The 18,575-nt window shown below is 72.7% G+C and carries 19 protein-coding genes; 14 read left to right on the top strand and 5 right to left on the bottom strand.

Annotated features, from left to right (window positions below; translation table 11 throughout):
- Positions 1–84: 84 nt before the first annotated feature.
- Positions 85–837 carry a WecB/TagA/CpsF family glycosyltransferase gene (locus tag SY84_RS00260; RefSeq protein ID WP_046842313.1) on the bottom strand — a complete coding sequence of 251 codons (753 nt, stop codon included), beginning with the start codon at positions 835–837 and terminating at the stop codon, positions 85–87.
- Between the two features lie 109 nt (positions 838–946).
- On the opposite strand from SY84_RS00260, the gene SY84_RS00255 reads away from it, so the two are divergent.
- Positions 947–1,621 carry a Crp/Fnr family transcriptional regulator gene (locus SY84_RS00255; RefSeq protein ID WP_046842312.1) on the top strand — a complete coding sequence of 225 codons (675 nt, stop codon included), beginning with the start codon at positions 947–949 and terminating at the stop codon, positions 1,619–1,621.
- A 190-nt stretch (positions 1,622–1,811) separates the two neighbouring features.
- Complete coding sequence (bshC, locus tag SY84_RS00250; RefSeq protein WP_046842311.1) at positions 1,812–3,368, top strand: bacillithiol biosynthesis cysteine-adding enzyme BshC; 1,557 nt, start codon at positions 1,812–1,814, stop codon at positions 3,366–3,368.
- A 77-nt stretch (positions 3,369–3,445) separates the two neighbouring features.
- Here bshC and proC read toward each other — a convergent pair whose 3' ends face one another.
- The gene (gene proC / locus SY84_RS00245; protein WP_046842310.1) at positions 3,446–4,237 is read right to left on the bottom strand and encodes a pyrroline-5-carboxylate reductase; all 792 of its coding nucleotides are present in this window, start codon (positions 4,235–4,237) and stop codon (positions 3,446–3,448) included.
- Between the two features lie 209 nt (positions 4,238–4,446).
- Here proC and SY84_RS00240 point away from each other — a divergent pair, with 209 nt between their 5' ends.
- Both SY84_RS00240 and SY84_RS00235 read left to right on the top strand, forming a co-directional pair.
- A complete protein-coding gene (locus tag SY84_RS00240) occupies positions 4,447–5,259 on the top strand; it encodes a 50S ribosomal protein L11 methyltransferase (RefSeq protein ID WP_046842309.1) in 813 nt (270 codons plus the stop codon).
- A complete protein-coding gene (locus SY84_RS00235; protein WP_046842308.1) occupies positions 5,256–5,969 on the top strand; it encodes a 16S rRNA (uracil(1498)-N(3))-methyltransferase in 714 nt (237 codons plus the stop codon). Before SY84_RS00240 ends, SY84_RS00235 begins: the two co-directional genes overlap by 4 nt.
- A 13-nt stretch (positions 5,970–5,982) precedes the next feature.
- Here the strand turns inward: SY84_RS00235 and recO are convergent, their stop codons facing one another.
- Positions 5,983–6,717, bottom strand: a complete 735-nt coding sequence (recO, locus tag SY84_RS00230; RefSeq protein ID WP_046842307.1) for a DNA repair protein RecO — start codon at positions 6,715–6,717, stop codon at positions 5,983–5,985.
- A gap of 223 nt (positions 6,718–6,940) precedes the next feature.
- Between recO and SY84_RS00225 the strand changes: the two genes are divergently transcribed.
- Positions 6,941–7,360, top strand: coding sequence for a hypothetical protein (locus SY84_RS00225; protein ID WP_046842306.1), 420 nt, complete (start codon positions 6,941–6,943; stop codon positions 7,358–7,360).
- A gap of 52 nt (positions 7,361–7,412) precedes the next feature.
- On the opposite strand, the gene SY84_RS00220 is transcribed toward SY84_RS00225, so the two are convergent.
- Complete coding sequence (locus SY84_RS00220) at positions 7,413–8,489, bottom strand: endonuclease/exonuclease/phosphatase family protein (RefSeq protein WP_046842305.1); 1,077 nt, start codon at positions 8,487–8,489, stop codon at positions 7,413–7,415.
- 95 nt (positions 8,490–8,584) lie between these two features.
- On the opposite strand from SY84_RS00220, the gene SY84_RS00215 reads away from it, so the two are divergent.
- The 9 genes from SY84_RS00215 to SY84_RS00180 all read left to right on the top strand — a co-directional run bounded on the left by SY84_RS00215 (position 8,585) and on the right by SY84_RS00180 (position 17,614).
- Positions 8,585–9,205, top strand: coding sequence for an ABC transporter ATP-binding protein (locus SY84_RS00215; RefSeq protein ID WP_052750979.1), 621 nt, complete (start codon positions 8,585–8,587; stop codon positions 9,203–9,205).
- Positions 9,202–10,476 (top strand): hypothetical protein, encoded by a 1,275-nt coding sequence (locus SY84_RS15685; protein WP_052750978.1) that lies wholly within the window; start codon positions 9,202–9,204, stop codon positions 10,474–10,476. Before SY84_RS00215 ends, SY84_RS15685 begins: the two co-directional genes overlap by 4 nt.
- Positions 10,477–10,517: 41 nt before the next feature.
- Positions 10,518–11,801, top strand: coding sequence for an arsenical efflux pump membrane protein ArsB (arsB, locus tag SY84_RS00210; protein ID WP_046844797.1), 1,284 nt, complete (start codon positions 10,518–10,520; stop codon positions 11,799–11,801).
- Positions 11,802–11,982: 181 nt separating this feature from the next.
- Complete coding sequence (gene truD / locus SY84_RS00205) at positions 11,983–13,062, top strand: tRNA pseudouridine(13) synthase TruD (RefSeq protein ID WP_046842304.1); 1,080 nt, start codon at positions 11,983–11,985, stop codon at positions 13,060–13,062.
- Positions 13,059–13,427 carry a hypothetical protein gene (locus SY84_RS00200; RefSeq protein ID WP_052750977.1) on the top strand — a complete coding sequence of 123 codons (369 nt, stop codon included), beginning with the start codon at positions 13,059–13,061 and terminating at the stop codon, positions 13,425–13,427. The genes truD and SY84_RS00200 overlap by 4 nt, the downstream gene beginning before the upstream one ends.
- A gap of 12 nt (positions 13,428–13,439) precedes the next feature.
- The gene (locus SY84_RS00195; protein ID WP_046842303.1) at positions 13,440–13,925 is read left to right on the top strand and encodes a DUF3293 domain-containing protein; all 486 of its coding nucleotides are present in this window, start codon (positions 13,440–13,442) and stop codon (positions 13,923–13,925) included.
- Positions 13,922–15,682, top strand: a complete 1,761-nt coding sequence (locus SY84_RS00190) for a helix-turn-helix domain-containing protein (RefSeq protein WP_046842302.1) — start codon at positions 13,922–13,924, stop codon at positions 15,680–15,682. Before SY84_RS00195 ends, SY84_RS00190 begins: the two co-directional genes overlap by 4 nt.
- Positions 15,683–15,702: 20 nt before the next feature.
- Positions 15,703–16,119, top strand: coding sequence for a hypothetical protein (locus SY84_RS00185; RefSeq protein WP_046842301.1), 417 nt, complete (start codon positions 15,703–15,705; stop codon positions 16,117–16,119).
- A gap of 124 nt (positions 16,120–16,243) precedes the next feature.
- Positions 16,244–17,614 carry a DUF2252 domain-containing protein gene (locus SY84_RS00180; RefSeq protein WP_046842300.1) on the top strand — a complete coding sequence of 457 codons (1,371 nt, stop codon included), beginning with the start codon at positions 16,244–16,246 and terminating at the stop codon, positions 17,612–17,614.
- Positions 17,615–17,719: 105 nt separating this feature from the next.
- Here SY84_RS00180 and SY84_RS00175 read toward each other — a convergent pair whose 3' ends face one another.
- Entirely contained in the window at positions 17,720–18,571 is an 852-nt protein-coding gene (locus SY84_RS00175; protein ID WP_046842299.1) for a carbohydrate ABC transporter permease, read from the bottom strand.
- Positions 18,572–18,575 lie beyond the last annotated feature (4 nt).

Below are 18,575 nucleotides of genomic sequence, written 5' to 3'. Positions count from 1 at the left end.
AGCGGCGGGAGGGCCGAGGGGGAGGTGCGGGGGCGAACCCCGGGCACCTCCCCCTCCCCTGTCGTCCCTGATCCCTGGCCGGGGTTACTTCGCGGTGCGTTTCTTCTCGGCGCGGACCATGCGGACGAACTGCGCCAGGCGGGGCGCGCGGTTCCAGCGTTTGCGGTCCAGGCCGACGCGCCAGATCCACTCGACGCCCATTCGGCGCGTCCAGGCGGGCGCGAGATCGGCGTTCCCGGCCAGCACGTCGATCACGCCGCCGCAGCCGATCATGACGGGCACGTTCATGACCTGCCGCCAGTACTGATTGAAGGTCTCCTGCCGTCCGGCGCCCATGGCGGTCAGCAGGAGGTCGGCGCCGCTGCCGCGCACGAGTTCCGCGACGCGCTGGTCCTCGGGCAGGTCGAAGTACCCGTGGTGGATGCCCGCGACCTGAATGCCGTAGTCGCGCGCGGCGTTCTGCGCGGCGATCTCGGCCACACCGGGTTTGGCGCCCAGGAAGAACACCCGCAGGTCCGCGCCGTGGCGCCCCATGAGGCCCTGCACGATGTCGAAGCCGGGCGCGCGGGGCACCTCGGTGTTCGTGAGCTGCCGCGCGGCCCAGACGATGCCGACCCCGTCGGCGGTGATCAGGTCCGCGACCTGCATGGCGTTCACGAAGTCTGGCTGGGTGCGGGACTGCACGATGAACTCGGGGTTCAGGGTGACGACCGTGTGCGGCGCGCGCGGCTGGTTGGAGATCCAGTCGCCCAGGCGGTCCAGGGTCTCGTCGAGGGTCACGACGTCCAGCGGCAGGTCGAACAGCGTGAGACGCTGGCGTGGGGTGGGGATGGTCATGCTGGCGTGGATTGTAATGCACGCCCGCCGGGCGGCGCGTCCACCGAAGGGTGTGGCTGGAGCGCGGGGGCTTGCGCGGATCGGGCCCGGGTGGGGCATACTGCGGGGCATGTTACCCGGTGCTTTCGGTGCCCTTCCTGCGGACGTGCAGGCGCAGGTGACGGCCTCGGGGCGCGTGGGGCGCTGGGGCCGGGGCGAACTGCTGTTTCACCCGGAGGACCCGGCCGAGGCGCTGTTCGTGCTGCTGCGCGGCTCGGTGCGGCTGTACCGCCTGGGGACGGGCGCGCGTGAGGTGACGCTGGACGTGCACGGCGCCGGGTCGCTGCTGTGCGCGGCGGCGCTGCTGCCGGGCGAGCAGTGCGGCATGTACGCCGAGGCGATGGACGACGCCGAGGCGCTGCTGCTGGGCCGGGACGTCCTGACGCGCCTCACGCAGGGGCAGCCGGGCGTGGCGGTCGCGCTGACCGAACAGATCACCCGGCAGACGCGCGGCGTGCAGGAGCGCCTGTCGGGGCTGGTGTTCCTGGAGGTGTCGCAGCGGCTGGCGCTGGCCCTGCTGAACCTCGCCGAGCGCGAGGGGCCCTGGCCGGACGGCGGGTCGCTGGCGCTACGCGACCGCGTGTCGCATCAGGATCTGGCGCATGTGGTGGGCAGCACCCGCGAGACGATCACGAAGCTGCTGGGGGACTTCCGTTCGCGGGGCCTGCTGGACCTGGGGTACCGGCGGATCATCCTGACGGACCGCGCGGGGCTGGAGCGCGCCACGCAGGAACCGCTGCGCTGATCTCGAGTGCTGCTGGCTCCGTCTGGCGCGGGCCGCGCGGCGCCCCTCCGCTTTAGGTTCTGGTGTAGTGTGACAGCCGTTGCAGTGTCCGCCGGCATTCTCAGCGAGAACGGGTGGGCACGCCGACCATGAACCGGTCGGCATCGGGCCGGGCTGCCCCTGGGGCGGCAGGCACCGGGAAGGAAGGGGAATGGCGCGAAACGCAGGGGCGGAATACAGGAAGGGTGGGCTGCTGGACTACGTGCGCCTGCCCGCAGGGGCGCTGGAGACCGCGCAGGCCGAGACCCGGCCCGATATCGACCGCGCGGCCCTCGCGGACGCCCTGCGTGCCTACCACCGCGACCTGGGCACCCTGACCCCGACCGTGGAGGCCCATCTGACGCGGCTGGCGCACCCGGCGTCCCGCGTGGTCGTGACCGGGCAGCAGGCGGGCGCCCTGACCGGCCCGGCCTACTCGGTGCACAAGGGCGCGGACGCGGCTCTGCTGGCGCGGCAGCTGGACACCGAAGACGCCCCGGTCGCTGCGGTGTACTGGATCGCCAGCCAGGACCACGACGCCGCCGAGGTGGCGGGCACGTCCCTGCTGGACGCGGGCGAGCGCCTGCACCGCCTGACCCTGGACGTCCCGGAGGGCGTCCCGGTGGGCCGCGTGCCCTGGCGCCCCGAGTGGACGGCGCAGGTGCACGCCCTGCTGGACGCCTTCGACGCCCCCGCCGAGCACGTGGCCGCCGTCCGCGCCCGCTTCGACCGGGCCGCGCAGGTGGGCGGCAGTTACGCCGACGTGTTCGCGCGGCTGATCCACGGCCTGCTGGGCGGGGCGGGCCTGCTGGTGCTCGACCCGATGCACCCGGCCCTGGCGCGCCTGATGGCCCCGACCCTCGCGCGCGAACTGAACGACCCGCTGGCATCCTCGCGGGCCATCGAGGCCGCCGCCGCGCGGATGATCGCCGACGGGTTCGAGCCGCAGCTGCGCCGCCCGGACGGCGCCACGAACCTCTTCATCGAGGAGGACGACGGGCAGCGCCGCCTGCTGCGCGTGGACGGGCAGACGTTCGTCACCGCCACTCGGCGGTACACCCGCGCGGAGCTACTGGCCCTGCTGGACACCGACCCCACCCGCCTCACGCCCGCCGCTGGCCTGCGGCCCGCCGTGCAGGACGCTCTGCTGCCCACCCTGGCGTTTGTGGTCGGCCCCGGCGAGATCGCGTACGGCGCGCAGCTGCGGGACGTGTACCCCCTGCACGGGCTGCGGCAGCCGCTGCTGTGGCCCCGCCTGAGCGTCACGTGGCGCGAACCGAATGTCACCCGCCTGCTGGGCCGCCTGCACGCCACCGCCGCGCAGGTCCAGGCGGATCCCGACGGCGTTCTGGGCCGCGCCCTGGCCGCCGAACGCCACGCCGGAGCCGTCACCGCCGATCGCCTGGACGCCCTGACTGCCAGCCTGGACGCCATCACCGCCGAGATCGCCGACCTCGACCCCACGCTGGTGGGCGCCGCCGCGCGCACCCGTACCCGCACCGTCGCCCGCGTCGCGCACCTGCAACGCCTCGCCACGCAGGCCCTCGCCCGCGCCGAGAACGACCGCAGCGGCCAGCTCACCCGCCTGAAAGCCCACCTCCTCCCTAACGGCACGCCGCAGGAACGCGAGATGAACTTCCTGACGTACCTCCTCAAGCACGGCGACACACCCCTGCGGCAGCTGCTGGCCCTCCCAGCGGGGTGGCAGGGCGAACTCGACATTCCCTGACGGGGTCGAGGGTCAGAAGGTCGAAGGGTCTAAGTGGAGTGTGTCCCTTAGACCCTTCGACCCTTTGACAGCAGTGTTCAGTCCTGATCCTTGCCGAGTTCGGTGCCGCGACGGGTGGCCTTCACAACCGCTTCGATGAGGCCGCCGCGCACCCCGGCGGCTTCGAGGGCGGCCAGACCGGCGATGGTGGTGCCGCCGGGGCTGGCGACCTCGTCCTTGAGGAGCGCGGGGTGGGCGCGGCGCTGGACGAGTTCGCCGGTGGCGATCAGGAGTTTCGCGGCGAGTTCGTTCGCCAGGGGGCGCGGGAGGCCCATGCGGACCCCGCCGTCCGCGAGGGCTTCAGCGACGACGGCGACGTAGGCGGGGCCGCTGGCGCTCATGCCGGTGAACGCGTTGAACAGGTGTTCGGGGAGATCGTAGGCGTCGCCGACCGCGTCGAAGATCTGGTGCGCGAACGCGAGGTCGCCCGCGTCCCCGGCCTCGCGGGGGCCGGTGATGGCGGTCTGGCTGTGCCCGATGGTCGCGGCGAGGTTCGGCATGACCCGCACGACCCGTTTGGTGCCCAGGCGGCGGGTCAGGGCCGAGACGGGCACGCCGGCCATGGTGCTGATGTACCCGGCGTTGGGCTGCGCGAGCCACTCGGCGGCCTCGGGGAACACGCGGGGTTGCAGGCTGATCAGGATGCGTTCGGCGCGGCCCAGGTCCGCCTGCGTGATGACGCGCGCGCCGGTGCGGGCGGCGACGTCCTGCGCGCGGGCGGCGTTCGCGTCGAGCAGGCCGATCTCTGCGGGGGACAGGACGCCCTGGGCGGTGACGCCCTCCAGCAGGGCCAGTCCGAGTTTGCCGACGCCGACGATCGCGAGTTTCATGCGCGCCAGTATAGGTGCGCCCCCCCCTGGCGGCGTGGCGGGCGTGCAGACGTGCGGGGCGCGCGGCCATCCGTTCCGTGAACGGGCCAACCGCACGCCCGCCCACTCCACTTCAGGCCGCAGGCTGTGACGGGTTCTCGCTCCGCTCGGTGCTGAATCGTCCTGAGCTGCACCCAGGACGAATCAGCACACCGCTGTACACTGGCGGGATGCTGGTGTATCACCTTCCGGGAACGTTCGAGACGCGCGAGGATCACCTCGACCTGCTGTGGGAGGCCGGGGCGACCGGTCTGGAGGAACGCGCCGGGCTGATCCGCGCGTACTTCGACGAGGAGACCGAGCTGCCGCCCCTCATCCGGGACGGCGAGTGGCGGCTGGAGGCGGATCAGGACTGGCTGGCGGAGTTCAAGGCGAACCTGCGCCCGGTGCAGGCGGGCCGCGTGACGATCGTGCCGCCGTGGCTGCGCGCCGAGATTCCCGCCGGGCAGGTGGGACTGGTCATCGAGCCAGGGATGGCGTTCGGGACCGGGCATCACGCGACGACCCGCATGGCCGTGGAGGCCCTGTCGGACCTGAATCTGGACGGGCAGACGATTCTGGACGTGGGTACCGGGAGTGGCGTGCTGGCGATCGCGGGTGCGCTGCTGGGCGCGGAGTACGCGCTGGGCGTGGATATCGACCCGATCACCATCCCGATTGCGGAGGAGAACGCGCGGGACAACGCGGTGCCGGAGGGCCGCACGGCGTTCATGGTGGGCACGCTGGGCGACGACCTGCCGGGTGACGTGGTCGCGGACGGCGTGTTCGACGTTCTCGTGGCGAACCTGTACGCGGAACTGCACGACCTGCTGGCCGGGGCGTACGTGGGGCACCTGCGCCCCGGCGGGCCGCTGATCCTGACCGGCATCCTGACAACGAAGCTGCCGCTGGTGCAGGACGCGCTGGACCGCGAGGGGTTCACGGACGTGCAGGTCCGCACGGATGGCGAGTGGGCACTCGTGACCGCCCGCGCGGGCGAATGACGGACGCCCTGACGAGGCTGCCCCGGCACCGCCTGCGGGTGGACGCCCTGACGGACACCATGACCCTCGGGCCCGGTGAGGCGCGACACCTGCACGTCCTGCGCCTGAACGCGGGCGACGCCGTGCGCGTGTTCGACGGGCGCGGCGCCGAGGCCCTGGCCGAGATCGTCGAACTGGACGAGATCCGCGCTGTGCTGACCCTGGGCGACGCCATCGAGGGGGCCGCCGAGACGCCCTGGCCGCTGACGGTCGCGGTGGCGCTGCTGAAGGCCGACAAGCTGTCCGACGTGGTGCGCGCCGCGACCGAACTGGGCGCCGCGCAGATCCAGCTGCTCGTGACGGCCCGTGCGGACGTCCGCGAGATCGGCGATCAGAAACTCGTGCGCCTGAACCGCGTGGCGCAGGAGGCCGCCAAGCAGTCCCGCCGCGCCATCGTCCCGCCCGTCCTGGCACCCGTGCCGCTGGCCCGCTTCCAGCCCGGCGGCCTGACGCTGGTCGCGCAGCCCGGCTCGGCGGTCCGCGTGTCGGACGTCGTCACCTGGGACGCCCCGGTCACGGTCATCACCGGCCCGGAAGGCGGCCTGACCGACGCCGAGGTGCAGACGCTCGTGCAGGGCGGCGCGCACGCCGTCACGCTCGGCCCGCGCATCCTCCGCGCGGAAACGGCCCCGGTGGCCCTGCTGGGCGCCATCGCGGCGCTGGGGGTGTAAGCCGTCCTCTCCCCTACGCGCTGAGCGCGGTACTCGTCGGCACAAGCTGCCGCCAGGAGTGGACGCTCCCGATCTGCACGGTCACGAAGCGTTCCAGGGCGCGCCACAGCGCGGGGCGCTGCTCGGCGGGCAGGGGAGCGTCCATGCTGGCGCGGACGGTGCGGCGGGCGACGTTGCGCAGGAAGTCCAGGCTGGGGTCCGGGTAGGCGGGCAGCGCGGCGCAACCTCTGCACAGCAGCTGCCCGCCGAGCGGGTCGGGGTGCGTGGGGTGGTCCTGGGCGCAGCGGGCGCAGCGGGCCGTCTGCGGGATGAACCCGGCCAGGGCGAGGAGTTTGTAGCTCATGACGAGCGCCACCCATTCCGGGTCGGGCTGGTGCGCGACGCCGCGCAGCGCGCCTGCGAACAGCTCGAAGGCCTGCTCGCTGAATTCACCTTCCTGGTACAGCGCGTCGGCGAACTCGGCCAGCAGGTGCGCGAAGGCGTACCGCTCGGGCTGCGCCAGCGTGGGCAGCGCGCCTTCCAGCACGGCCTGCTGCACGCTGGCGAGGTCGTTCTGCGGCCCCTGGTACACCTGCATGCCGACGTGATGGAAGAGGTTCAGGCGGCTGGAGAGCGGCCCGCGCACGCCGCCGCGCGCGACGGCCTTCAGTTTGCCCTGGGGGGTCAGGAGCGTGACGATGATGTCCCCGGCGGGCGTCACGCGCCGCCGGATGACGATGCCACTACGGTTGGCGGTCCGGGACCTCATACGGCCTCCGATTGAATGGTTTGCCAGAACCGTTCATTCCGAGCGGAGGCGAGTGGGAGCAAAGCGGGTTCCGGGCGTGGCGTGGGCCACCCGGTGACCTTCTGGGTGGCCGACGGAACAGACGGAATCCGTATCACTGCTGCCCAGGATAACGCCGGGGAGAGCGGCGGGGCTGTGCCTCTTTCCACCATCAGCGTGGGCGGCGGCCCCTACACTGCGGAGGATGAATGATCCGCACCGCAAGACCCGTGAGCAGGCGCACAGCGTGCAGGATCTGCTGCGGGAACTGTTCCCCGGGACGCACCGTGAGCTGTTCGGGGCGCGTGATTCGGACTCACCGCCCACGCTGGGGCTGTACCCGGTCGCGGACGGGCGGCTGGCGCTGGTGCACGGTGATCAGCTGGCCGAATTCACGCCCATCGAGCAGAAGGGCAAGAACGCGCTGCACTGCGACCTGTGCCACTACACCCGCAGCCGCTCGGAGGCGCTGATGTACCGCGTGACGATCGGGGCACGCCGGTCGCGGTACGTGACGCTGTGCACCCCGACCGAGCCGTGCCAGGGTCGCGCGGGCGCGCGCGGGCTGCACGCCTTCGCGGAGCGCATCTTCCCCATCGAGCCGATCGGGCCGGACGAGCACTGATTCGGAATGGGCGGAGGTGTGCATGATCTCCGCCCGCGTCGTCTGCTTCCGGTCAGGGCAGGGTGAGGGTGGTCAGCAGCGCGTAATGGTCGCTGATCTTGGGGTCGTCCTGCCGGACGCGCTCATCGGTGTGCTTCAGGCCCGCCGAGTAGAAGTAGTAGTCGATGGTCCGGTCGGGTTTCCCGACGGCGGGGTCGTTGGGGAAGTGGGTGATGAACGCGGGGCTGCCGCTGTCGATCTGCGCGGGGCTGGGGAACGACGCGTACCTGGCGGTCAGTGGGGCGAGTTCGGTGTCGGGGTTGAAGTACGCCTTCTCGCGGTCGCGCAGGCGGTCGTACGCGGCGCGGGTGCCCAGCAGGTTGAAGTCCCCGCCGATCACCCAGGGGGCGGACGTGCGCCCCAGCAGGTCGCCGATGAACGCCACCTGATTGCGCATGGTGTCGCAGCCCTGCGCGAAGGCGTCCATGTGGGTGTTGAAAGCACTCAGGGGCTGGCCGCCCTGCACGGGGAGGGTCACGCCCAGCACGGCGCGTTTGAAGTTGAACGCGACGGTCACAGGGTCGCCGCAGATGCGCGGCAGCTGGTAGCGGGTGGCGCTGTCCATGCGGTAGCGGCTGAGCGTCACGAGGCTCAGGCCCACGCGGCCCATGATCTTCGGGTGCGGCACGAAGGTCGCGCGGTGGTAGTACGTGGCGGCCGAGCACGGGTACGCACCGTCCAGTTTCGCCTGGATCAGGGCCAGCTGATCGGCGTAGTCGGTGCGCCTGCTATCCCGGTCCACCTCCTGAAGCAGCACCAGATCCGGGTTCTCCTGGCGGATGGCCTGCGTGACCTCGTCGAGGGTCCGGGCGATGCTCTGGGGGCTGGGGCGGGTGTCAGGGCCGTCCCCGGCCAGGGTGTCGTAGAAGAACACGTACCCGCGCCCGGCGAGGTACTGCACGTTCCAGTTCATGACGCGCACGGCCTGCCCGGCCTTCAGGGTGGGGGTCGTGGCGGGGCAGGTCAGGTCGGCGGCCTGTTCGGGTTTCGGGTGGTCGGTCAGGGCGTACACGGCGCCCGCCAGGACGGCGACGAGGACGATCAGGCCAGCCAGGAGGCGCGGCAGCCACCGCGTCAGGATTCGGTTCATGGTGCGAGCAGGATACGGCACCCTGCACCGGGTTCGGCCCGCCTCCTGGGGTGGCGTCTGGAACGAGCAGCGGAGTGCAGTCGTACCTGAGGGCGATGTCCCTGACCCCTCCGCCGATCCTCGCCGCCGCGCCGTTCACGCTGGAGGTCGCGGGGCGGCCCCTAGCGCACGTTCCGGAACTGAATCTGCGGCCCGGAGAGGTGTTGCACCTGTGCGGCCCGAACGGGGTGGGCAAGACGACCCTGCTGCGCGTCCTGGCCGGGGAGCGCGCGGGCGGCGAGGTGCGGGTGCTGGGCAGCGCGCTGGGTTCGCGGGGCGCGCGGGCGGACACGGCGTGGGCGCCGACCGACGCGGCCCTGCCGGACGACCTGACGGTCGCGGAGGGCCTGACGTTCCTCGCGGCGCTGTGGTCCCGCCCGGCCGCGCCGCTGCTGACGCTGGCGGAGTCGATGGGGTTGGCACGCTGGCTGGACGCGTGGCCCGCCGAGCTGTCGCGCGGCACGCGGCAGAAGGTCGCGCTGAGCGGCGCGCTGGGGCTGGGCTGCGCACTGACGCTGCTGGACGAACCGTTCGGGACGCTGGACACCGCCTCGCGCGCGGCGCTGCTGGACACCATCCGGGCGCGGGCGGCGGCGGGTGGCGCGCTGGTCGTCACGACGCACGGCGAGGAACTCGCGGGGCTGCCGGTGCGCCGCGTGACGCTGGAGTCCGCGTGACCCCCGCCGACCGCGTGTGGCTGGGCTGGTGGTGGCGGTCGGCGCGGCGGGAGCTGGCGTGGACGTGGGGCGCGTGGCGGCTGGGGGGCGTGCCGCTGATGCTGGCGTTCCTGCTGGGCTGCGCGGGCGTGGCGGTCCTCAGCGTATGGCCCATGCTGCCAGCTGCGCCGGTGGGCGTGCCGTGGGCGCTGCCGGTCGCGCTGGCGTGCGGGTGGCTGCTGCTGGGCCTGACGGGGTCGCGGCCCGGCCTGAGGCCGCGCGGCCTGGAGTGGGCGGCGCTGCGGGGCCCGGTCAGCCCGGCGTGGGCGCTGGCTCCGGCACTGGTCCGCGCGGCGCTCCCCGGCGCCCTGACCGGGCTGGCCCTGGGGGCGGCCCTGCTGACCTGGAGCCCGGCGCTGTGGCCGCTCACGCTGAGCCTCCCGTGGCTGGGTGCGGGCGGGCGGATGCTGCACGCCGCGCGGCACGTCCGGCGGCTGGCCGGGCGGACCGGGTGGCCAGTCACGGCGCTCGCCGCGCTGCCGCTGCTGGCCCTGCTGCATCCGGCGCTGCTGCCGGTGGGGGCCGCGCTGGCGGCCGTGGTGGCGGGCGTGACCTGGGTCGGGACACTCGCCGCCGACCTTCCGCCCCGCCTGTCCACCCAGCTGGAGGTCGAGGCGGTGCGGGCCGGGGCGCGCCGGTTCGGGCTGCCCGTGCCGGACGTGGACCCCGATGGATTGCAGCCGCCGCGCCGCTGGGCGTCTGCCCTGCGCCGGGTGTCGCCGGGCGGGGCGCTGTGGTGGCGGGGTGCGCTGCAGCTCACGCGCCGTCGTTCTCGGCTCCTGGCGGGCGTGCTGGGCGCGGCGCTGGCCGGGGCAGGGATGGCGCTGGGGCAGCCGGTCGGTGCGGGCCTGCTGCTGGTCCCCGCGCTGGGTCTGCGGGCCCCGGGCCACCTGCCGGGCGCGCCCGGACCGGGCCGGTGGGCGCGGCTGGCACTTCACCTCCCGGCGGCGCTGACGCTGGGCGGGGCCGCGCTGCTGGGGGCGCTGCTGGGGGCGCTGCTGGCGGGTGGCGGGTTGCCCGTCCTCCTCTCGGCGCTCCTGACGCCGTGGGCGGCGCTGGGCGTGCGCGCGGCGCTGGGGGAGTCGGTCGGGGACCCGGCGGTGGCGGGGCAGCTGCCGTTCGCGGCGGCAATGGCACCGGGCGTGGTGGGGGCGCTGCTGGGAGGCTTCGGGGGGGCGGGACTGGCGCCGCTGGCCCTGCTGGCGCTGGGCTGGGTGACGCTGGTCGGCTGACCGGGGCATGTGGGGCCGCCGCTGGGGCTAGAGTGCCGGTCATGTGGGCGGTGCTGATCGTGCTGGGAACCGTGGCGCTGGTGGTCTGGCAGCCGCGTGGGCTGGGGGCGGCGCGCGCCGCGACGCTGGGCGCGGTGGTGGCGCTCCTGGCAGGCGTGGTCCACCTGTCGGACCTGCCCACCCTGTGGGGCGCCACCTGGAACGCAACCTTGACGCTGGTTGGCCTGATCGTGCTGAGTCTGCTGCTGGACGCGGCGGGGCTCTTCCGCTGGGCGGCGCTGCACGTGGCGCGCTGGGGGGGCGGGAGTGGGCGTCGGCTGCTGGCGCTGCTGGTGGGGCTGTGCGCGGTGGTGGCGGCGCTGTTCGCGAACGACGGTGGGGTGCTGATCCTCACGCCGATCGTGCTGGAACTGGCGCGGGCGCTGCGCGTGAGCCGCGCGGCGACGCTGACCCTGGCGCTGGCGGTGGGCTTCGTGGTGGACGCCGCGAGCCTGCCGCTGACGATCAGCAACCTGACGAACATCATCGCGGCGGACGCCTTCCGCATCAGTTTCGGCGGGTACGCGGGCGTGATGTTCCCGGTGAATCTGGTCGTGGTCGCCGCGTGCCTGGGCACCCTGCTGGCGTTCTACGGGCGGACCCTGCCGCGCCGCTACGACGTGGGGGCGCTGCCTGGCCCGGCCGAGGCGGTGCGGTCGTGGGGCGTGTTCCGGGCGGGCTGGCTGGTCACGCCGCTGCTGCTGGCGGGTGCCTTCCTGGCCGAGGGGGCGGGCGTGCCCCTCAGCGCGGTCGTGGCGGTGTGCGCGGGGCTGGTGTGGGTGGTCGCGGCGCGCAGCGCGCACGTGGGCACGCGGGCGGTGCTGCGCGCCGCGCCGTGGAACGTGGTGGCGTTCAGTCTGGCGATGTACACGGTGGTGTACGGGCTGCGCGGTGCGGGCGTGACCGGCGCGTACGGGGCGTGGCTGGCGAGCTGGGCGGCGCACGGGACGGGCGCGGCGGTGTTCGCGTCGGGCCTCAGCGTGGCGGGGCTCAGCGCGGGGCTGAACAACCTCCCGGCGCTGCTCACGGCGATCCTGGGCATCCAGGGCAGCGGCGTGAGTGGCGCGGCGCGTCAGGCGCTGGTGTTCGGCGCGGTGATGGGCGCGGATATCGGGCCGAAGCTCACGCCGATCGGGAGTCTGGCGACGCTGCTGTGGCTGCACGTCCTGCGTGGGCGTGGGCTGGAGGTCGGCTGGGGCGAGTACCTGCGCGCCGGGCTGCGCCTGACCCCGCCGGTGCTGCTGGCCGGGCTGCTGGCGCTGTGGCTGCGCCTGAGCGTGGGGTGACGGCCGGGCAGCGTGGTCGGGTGAAGGTTCCTTCATCTGGTTCACGTGGGCGCGTGCGTGTCGGCTGGCCGGAACGGGCGACAGCAGGTGGATGCGTGCCCGGACGCACGGGAGGCCGTCCTCATGCCCATGCGGGAAATTTCACATCGATTCTGGCGGGGCGGGATATGGTGGGCGGATCGTGAGTCTGGTGTTTGACTGGTCGGCGCTGCGTGCCCTCACGGACGGGCCGGGTACCGGCGGCGTCCTGCGGCGTGAGCCCTCGGATTTCCGCGTGGAGGAACTTCCCGCCTACCCCCTGAGTGGTGATGGCGAGTTCGTGTTCGTGCAGCTGGAGAAGACCGGCCACACGACCGCGCACGTCCTGCGGGAACTGGGCGCGCAGCTGGGCGTGCGCGACCGGGACGTGGGCGTGGCGGGCCTGAAGGACCGGCATGCGGTCACCTCGCAGTGGATCAGCCTGCCCGCCAAGTACGAGGACCGCGTGTCCGCGTTCACCATGGACGGCGTGCGCGTGCTGGACATGCAGCGGCACGGGAACAAGCTGGCGATGGGGCACCTGGGTGGCAACCGCTTCCAGGTGCGGGTCCGGGACGCCGCCGGTCAGGCCGACGAGGCCGCCGGGACGCTGGCGCAGCTGGTCGCGCGGGGCGTGCCGAACTACTTCGGGCCGCAGCGTTTCGGGCTGGGCGGCGTCAACGCCGAGGAGGGCCTGCGCGTCGTGCGCGGCGAGTCGCGCGTCCGGGACCCGCGCGTGCGCCGCTTCCTGACGAGCGCCCTGCAGAGCGTGGTGTTCAACGCCTTTGTCAGCCGCCGCCTGGAACGGGGGGCGTTCGACGCGCTGCTGGCCGGGGACATGGCGAAGAAGCACGACACGGGCGGCGTGTTCAGCGTGCAGGACGCCGCCGCCGAGACGCCGCGCGCCCAGCGGGGCGAGGTGAGTGCCACCGGCACGCTGTTCGGCCGCAAGGTCAAGCCGCTGACGCTGGATGCCGGTGAGCTGGAACGCGCGGTGCTGGATGAACTGGGCCTGAGCCCCGAGATGTTCGGCAGTCGCAAGGGAGACCGCCGGCTGACGCGGGTGTTCCCCCAGGACGCGCAGGTCGCGCCCGAAGAGGACGGCTTCACGCTGTCGTTCACGCTCCCGAAGGGCAGTTTCGCCACGAGTGTGCTGCGCGAGGTCATGAAGACCAGTGTGGACGCCGCGACCCCTGATCTGGGTGCCGACCCGGACGCCCCGGGCGAGGAGGGACTGGAGTGAAGCTGAAACCTCTGCTGTGCGCGGCGCTGCTGGCGCTGTCCCCCGTGGCGCAGGCGAGCACGCCGCAGCCGATCACCCTGAAACTCCTGCGGGAGGGCGTCCTGCTGTCCGGCACCCTGAAACTGTCGCGGTCGGATGAACTGCTGGGTGTCTGGAGCAGCGCCGGCCGCGCCCGCCTGATGCGCTGCGAGCCGCGCTGCAAGGTCGTCTCCAGCCTGCCGGTGCCGGGCACACTGACGGTCGGGCCGGACGCGCGGGCACGGGTGGTCCTGGGCGGCACGTTCAAGGTCGGGCAGCGGGTGGGACTGGTGTTCCGCCTGAAGAACTCGCAGATCCTGAGCGTGCAGGCTGTCGTCACGCGGTAGAGGCCAGAGCGGATGCCGGATGGTGTGCCGGACCTGGGGGCAGCGTTCCTGGGCAGCAGCTATGGCCGGGCCGGTGAGCGCCTGTGGCTGTACGTGGACGGGCCGGGTGTGCTGCCGGGCTGGAGTGCCCCGGGCGGACGCTGGGGCATTGTGACCGCGTGGAACCCGGGGGGCGCGCAAGCCGGGTCGGCGGAGAACGACACAGCGCAGACGCGGCTGACGGGACGGGTGCAGGGGTGGTCTCCCCTGTCCGGCTTCAATGGGGACGGCGGGTGGCGCGAGGACACGCTGATCCTGCGCGGCGTGCCGCTACGCGAGGCGGCGCGGCTGGGCCGTCAGTTCGGGCAGGCGGCGATCCTGTGGGGCGTGGGCCGCCGGGCGGCGCTGGTCTGGCTGGACGGTCCCCCCTTTTCAGAGGGGCTGCGGATCGAGCGGCTGTGGCTGCGGCGGGCGGATTCACCCGGAACAGCGGATTGCGGCTATACTGCCGGATTGTGACGCTGGACGCGACCGACGCCATCTCGCCGCTGGGGGTGCTGCCCCCGGCGGGTCCCACCTGCATTCACCTGCCGCTGGACGTGACGCCCGAGGGACTGGCGCGGCACGCGGTGGGTCTGGCGAACGCGCGGGGCGGGACGGTGCTGGTGGGTGTGGACGCCGTGTCGGGCAGCGCGCGGGACGCGGGGGAGCTGCATCCGCTGATGATCACGCACGCGATCTTCGAACTGTCGGGCGGGCGGCTCACCGTGAACGTGCAGCATCACCGCCTGCCGGGCGGGGCGCGGGTGCTGGCGGTATTCGTGCCGCACGCACCGTACGTGCTGGCCGCGCCGGACGGGTCGGTCATCGCCTGGGACGGCGCGCATCTCGTGCCGGTCACGCCGGGCGAGGCGGAACCGGTCGCGGATCAGGATTTCACGGCGACCGTCCCGCCGGACGCGTCCCTGGCCGACCTGGACCCGGCGGAGGTCGCGCGGCTGCGCGGGCTGGGCCGCCGGGCGAGCGCCGCGAACCTCCCGGACCTGGATTTCCTGCGGGAACTGGGCCTGCTGATCCCGAGCGGCGGGGCGCTGCGGCCCACGCTGGCCGCGATCCTGCTGGCGGGCACCCCGGCGGCGCTGCGGGCGCACGTCCCTCAATCGGAGGTGTGTTTCTACCACCACCAGACGACCGACGTGGAATTCCAGTTCCGGGAGGACCTGCTGCGGCCCATTCCGGCGCTGCTGACGCGACTGGCGGAACTGATCCAGGCCCGGAACCGCTTCACGCCGGTGCAGGTGGGCCTGTTCCGCATCGAGGTGTGGGATCAGGACGAGGTCGTGTACCGCGAGGCGCTCCTGAACGCCCTGACGCACCGGGACTACACGCTGCGGGACGCGGTGCACGTGCATCACTTCCCGGACCGGCTGGAGATCATGAACCCCGGCGGGCTGCCGGGCGGGATCACGCCGGGGAACATCCTGCGGCACCAGCCCAAGCGCCGCAATCCGCTGCTGGCCGAGTCGCTGGCGCGCCTGGGGCTGGTCGAGCGGGCCGGGGTGGGCGTGGACAAGATGTACTCGCTGATGCTGCGCCACGGGAAGGAACCGCCGGAGTACACCACGTACCCGGATTCGGTGACGCTGGCGCTGCACTCGCCGGGCTTCGACGCGGAGTTCGTGCGCTTCGTGGCCCGCAAGCAGGAGGAGATGCAGACCCTCTCGCTGGACGTCCTGATCGTCCTGAGCCTGCTGGCGCGTGAGGGCGAGGCGACCCGCGCGGCGCTGGCCCGCGCGCTGCAACTCCCGGAGGACCGCACGCCCCGTCTGCTGCGCGGCATGGAGGACCACGGGCTGATCCGCCGCGCCGGGGTCGGACGCGGCATCGCGTACGTCCTGAGTGACGAGGTCCGCGCCGCCCTGGGCCGCCCCACGCTGAGCGTGGCCGAGGTTCCGCCCATGCCTGCACCGGTCGCCCCGCCAGTCGTGGTGCCGCACGCTCCACCTGTCCCGGCGCCCGTTCAGGCGGCTGACGCGAAGCCTGCGCGTGCGCCGCGCCGCCCGGCGGACAGCAGCGGCCCGAACGCCGCCGAGGTTCGCGCCATCGCGCTGGCCCTGGCGCGCGAGCAGGGCCGGGTAAGGAACGTGGACCTGCGCGGGGCGTGCGGCATCACGACGCAGCAGGCGTGGCGGACCCTGCGCCGACTGGTGCAGGACGGTCTGCTGCGCAAGCTGGGCACCGGTACGCGCGACGCGGCGTACGAACTGCTGAATTAAGGGACGGTACAGTCGGACCCGTGAGTTCCTTCGACGAGTTGCAGGCGGTGATCCGGCGGGGCGCGCAGGCGCGGCAGGCCGAGGTGCAGGCCTGCGAGGGCTTCCTGACGCTGCTGTACCACGCGCTGCGCGCCGCGAGCGGGCCGGGGTTGCCGCTGAACAACGTCAGTATGGACCCAGCACCGGACCCGCAGGAGGTCCTTCGGCCCGCGCCGCTGGGCAGCTGGCACGCGGCCCGCTACCGGCTGGGGCTGTGCGAGGTGCTCGTGCGGGTCCGGCGCGTGGACGGCGCGTTCCGGGGTGAGTACGGGCTGGGCGAGGGCTTCCGGGTGGATGACGTGACCGACGAGAGCGTGCTGCGGCTGGCGCGGCAGCTGCTGCGGGACGTGATCAAGATGTACGGGGGTGCGCAGGAGGACGGCGCGCACCTGAACTGACCGGTGCGACCTGGGGTGTCGGTCCCCGCGTCAGGTCGTTTCCCGGTCCACGCAGAACGGGCTGGACTGGTACAGGGCGGCATGTGTGCCGACTCGCCCTGAACTGGCGTGACACGATACGGTCATGCATGATCCATTTTCTGCGGTGCCGTTGCCTGGCCGGGACGAGAGGCGAGCGCGGGGGCGCGCGCTGCGTAGCACGCTGCCCCGGCGGGACCACGCGCTGTTCGAGGTGCCCGGCAAGCGGCCCGAGCAGGTCCTGAACGCCCTGCACGCTGGAACGGACGGCTGCATGACGCACCTGCTGCCGCTGCGGTTCGGGCGGATGGTGGCCAATCCCTTCGCGTTTTTCCGGGGGACGGCGGCACTCATGGCGGCCGATCTGGCGGGCACGCCCGTGACGGGCGAGCGGGTGCAGGCCAGCGGGGACGCCCACTGCGCGAACTTCGGGGCGTTCGCGACCGGGGAGCGGAATCTGGTGTTCGACCTGAACGATTTCGATGAGACGCTGCGGGCGCCGTGGGAGTGGGATGTGCGGCGACTGGCGACCAGTCTGGTGCTGGCCGGGCGTGAGGCGGGGCACAGCGAGGCGGACGCCGTGTATGCCGCTCGGAGCGCGGCGCGGGCATACCGCCTGCATGTCCGCGCGTACGCGAGGCAGCATCACCTGGACGTCTGGTACGACCGGATCGACGCGTCCGAGGCGCTGGCGGACATGGCGGCCGACGCGCGGGATCACGGCCGGGCGATGTTCGCCAAGGCCAGCACCCGCACGCACCTGCACACCCTGAAGAAGCTGGCGGTGCAGACCCCGGGCGGCTGGCGCCTGCGGGACGATCCGCCTCTGCTGGTGCACACGTCGGACCCGCAGGCGGAGGTCATGCTGGCGGGCGTGCGGACGAACTATCTGGACAGCGTGGCCCCGGACCGCCGGGAACTGCTGTCGCGCTACCACCTGGCTGACTGGGCGCTGAAGGTCACGGGTGTGGGCAGTTGCGGGCGGCGGGTGCTGGTGCTGCTGCTGGCCGCCGACGGGGACGATGTGCTGTTCCTGCAGGTGAAGGAGGCGCGGCCGAGCGTGCTCGAGCCGTATGCCGGGCCGACCGTCGCGCGGAACGCGGCGCACCGGATCGTGCGGGGGCAGCAGCTGATGCAGGCGGCAGCCGATCCGTTCCTGGGCTGGTCGGCGGGCGAGGGCTTCTGCGGGTACGTGCGGCAGTTGCGGGACCAGAAGGGACGCTTCGACCTGCAGGCGGTGTCGCCGCGCACCCTGGAGGAGATTGCCGAGCTGTGCGGCTGGGCGCTGGCCCGCGCGCACGCCCGCACGGGGGACGCCGTGGCGCTGGGCGCGTACCTGGGCCGGCGTGAGACGTTCGATCAGGCGGTGGCGACTTTCGCGGTGGCGTACGCCGATCAGGCCGAGCGGGATCATGCCGCGCTGGCCCAGGCGATCGTGCGGGGGTACCTGGAGGCGGAGGTTGACCCCGTGGGTTGACTTGGGGGGCTGGAGGTTCGGGCTTCCCGCGGCTTCACAGGCAGAGGCCCCGAGGGATCGTCCCCGGGGCCTCTGCTGTCTGCTTCCGGTGGGTTCCTGCGTGCGTCAGCCCTTGACGGCCCCGGCGGTCAGACCGGACACGATGTTGCGCTGGAACACGAGCACCAGGATGATCAGGGGGATGGTCACGACGATGCTGGCGGCCATGATCTGGCCCCAGGGCTGGTCGAACTGGGTCGCGCCGGAGTAGTTGGCGATCACGACCGGCACGGTGCGGTTGGTGCTGGTGAAGGTCAGGGCGAACAGGTACTCGTTCCAGGCGTTGATGAACGCCAGCAGGCCGGTGGTGACCAGGGCGGGCATCATGACGGGGAACAGCACCTGGAAGAGGGTCTGGAGGGGACTGGCGCCGTCCACCAGCGCCGCCTCTTCCAGCTCCCCGGGGATGTCGCGCACGAAGCTGGTCAGCACCCAGACCGTGAAGGGGATGGTGAAGATCAGGTACGTGAGGATCAGACCGACGGGGTTGTTGTACAGGCCCAGGGCGCTGATCAGGGTGTACAGGCCCGACAGCACGGCGATCTGCGGGAAGACGCTGACGGCCAGGATGACGTACATGATGATCTGCTTGCCCCTGAAGCGGAAGCGGCCCAGGGCGTACGCGGCGAACGAACCGATCAGCAGGCTGATGAGGACCGAGCCGACGGCGACGATCAGCGAGTACAGCAGGCCGCGCTGGAAGTTCGGGTTGGCGAACACCTGGGTGTAGTTCTGGAAGGTGGTCTCGGCGGCGATGAACTGCGCGGGTTGCAGGAACAGATCGCCGGGGGAGCGCAGGCTGGTCAGGACCGCCCAGAAGAACGGGGCGAGCAGGTAGAAGGCGATGACCAGCACGAGCAGGTAGAAGGCGGCGCGTTGCAGGTAGTACAGGGCCGGGTTCTTGGTCTTCAGGTTCATGTCG

Origin of the sequence: Deinococcus soli (ex Cha et al. 2016) (assembly GCF_001007995.1) — a bacterium.
In the GTDB taxonomy this organism is placed as follows: domain Bacteria; phylum Deinococcota; class Deinococci; order Deinococcales; family Deinococcaceae; genus Deinococcus; species Deinococcus soli.
This window is presented reverse-complemented; position numbering and strand designations above follow the sequence as displayed.

Bases quoted from the DNA above. Each gene is read 5' to 3' on its own strand.
- SY84_RS00255 (WP_046842312.1), top strand. From the start codon at position 947: ATGTTACCCGGTGCTTTCGGTGCCCTTCCTGCGGACGTGCAGGCGCAG.
- SY84_RS00235 (WP_046842308.1), top strand. From the start codon at position 5,256: ATGACGGACGCCCTGACGAGGCTGCCCCGGCACCGCCTGCGGGTGGAC.
- SY84_RS00215 (WP_052750979.1), top strand. From the start codon at position 8,585: ATGTCCCTGACCCCTCCGCCGATCCTCGCCGCCGCGCCGTTCACGCTG.
- SY84_RS00225 (WP_046842306.1), top strand. From the start codon at position 6,941: ATGAATGATCCGCACCGCAAGACCCGTGAGCAGGCGCACAGCGTGCAG.
- recO (WP_046842307.1), bottom strand. From the start codon at position 6,717: ATGAGGTCCCGGACCGCCAACCGTAGTGGCATCGTCATCCGGCGGCGC.
- SY84_RS00220 (WP_046842305.1), bottom strand. From the start codon at position 8,489: ATGAACCGAATCCTGACGCGGTGGCTGCCGCGCCTCCTGGCTGGCCTG.
- SY84_RS00180 (WP_046842300.1), top strand. From the start codon at position 16,244: ATGCATGATCCATTTTCTGCGGTGCCGTTGCCTGGCCGGGACGAGAGG.
- SY84_RS00260 (WP_046842313.1), bottom strand. From the start codon at position 837: ATGACCATCCCCACCCCACGCCAGCGTCTCACGCTGTTCGACCTGCCG.
- SY84_RS00175 (WP_046842299.1), bottom strand. From the start codon at position 18,571: ATGAACCTGAAGACCAAGAACCCGGCCCTGTACTACCTGCAACGCGCC.
- proC (WP_046842310.1), bottom strand. From the start codon at position 4,237: ATGAAACTCGCGATCGTCGGCGTCGGCAAACTCGGACTGGCCCTGCTG.
- SY84_RS00195 (WP_046842303.1), top strand. From the start codon at position 13,440: ATGCCGGATGGTGTGCCGGACCTGGGGGCAGCGTTCCTGGGCAGCAGC.
- arsB (WP_046844797.1), top strand. From the start codon at position 10,518: ATGTGGGCGGTGCTGATCGTGCTGGGAACCGTGGCGCTGGTGGTCTGG.
- SY84_RS00240 (WP_046842309.1), top strand. From the start codon at position 4,447: ATGCTGGTGTATCACCTTCCGGGAACGTTCGAGACGCGCGAGGATCAC.
- bshC (WP_046842311.1), top strand. From the start codon at position 1,812: ATGGCGCGAAACGCAGGGGCGGAATACAGGAAGGGTGGGCTGCTGGAC.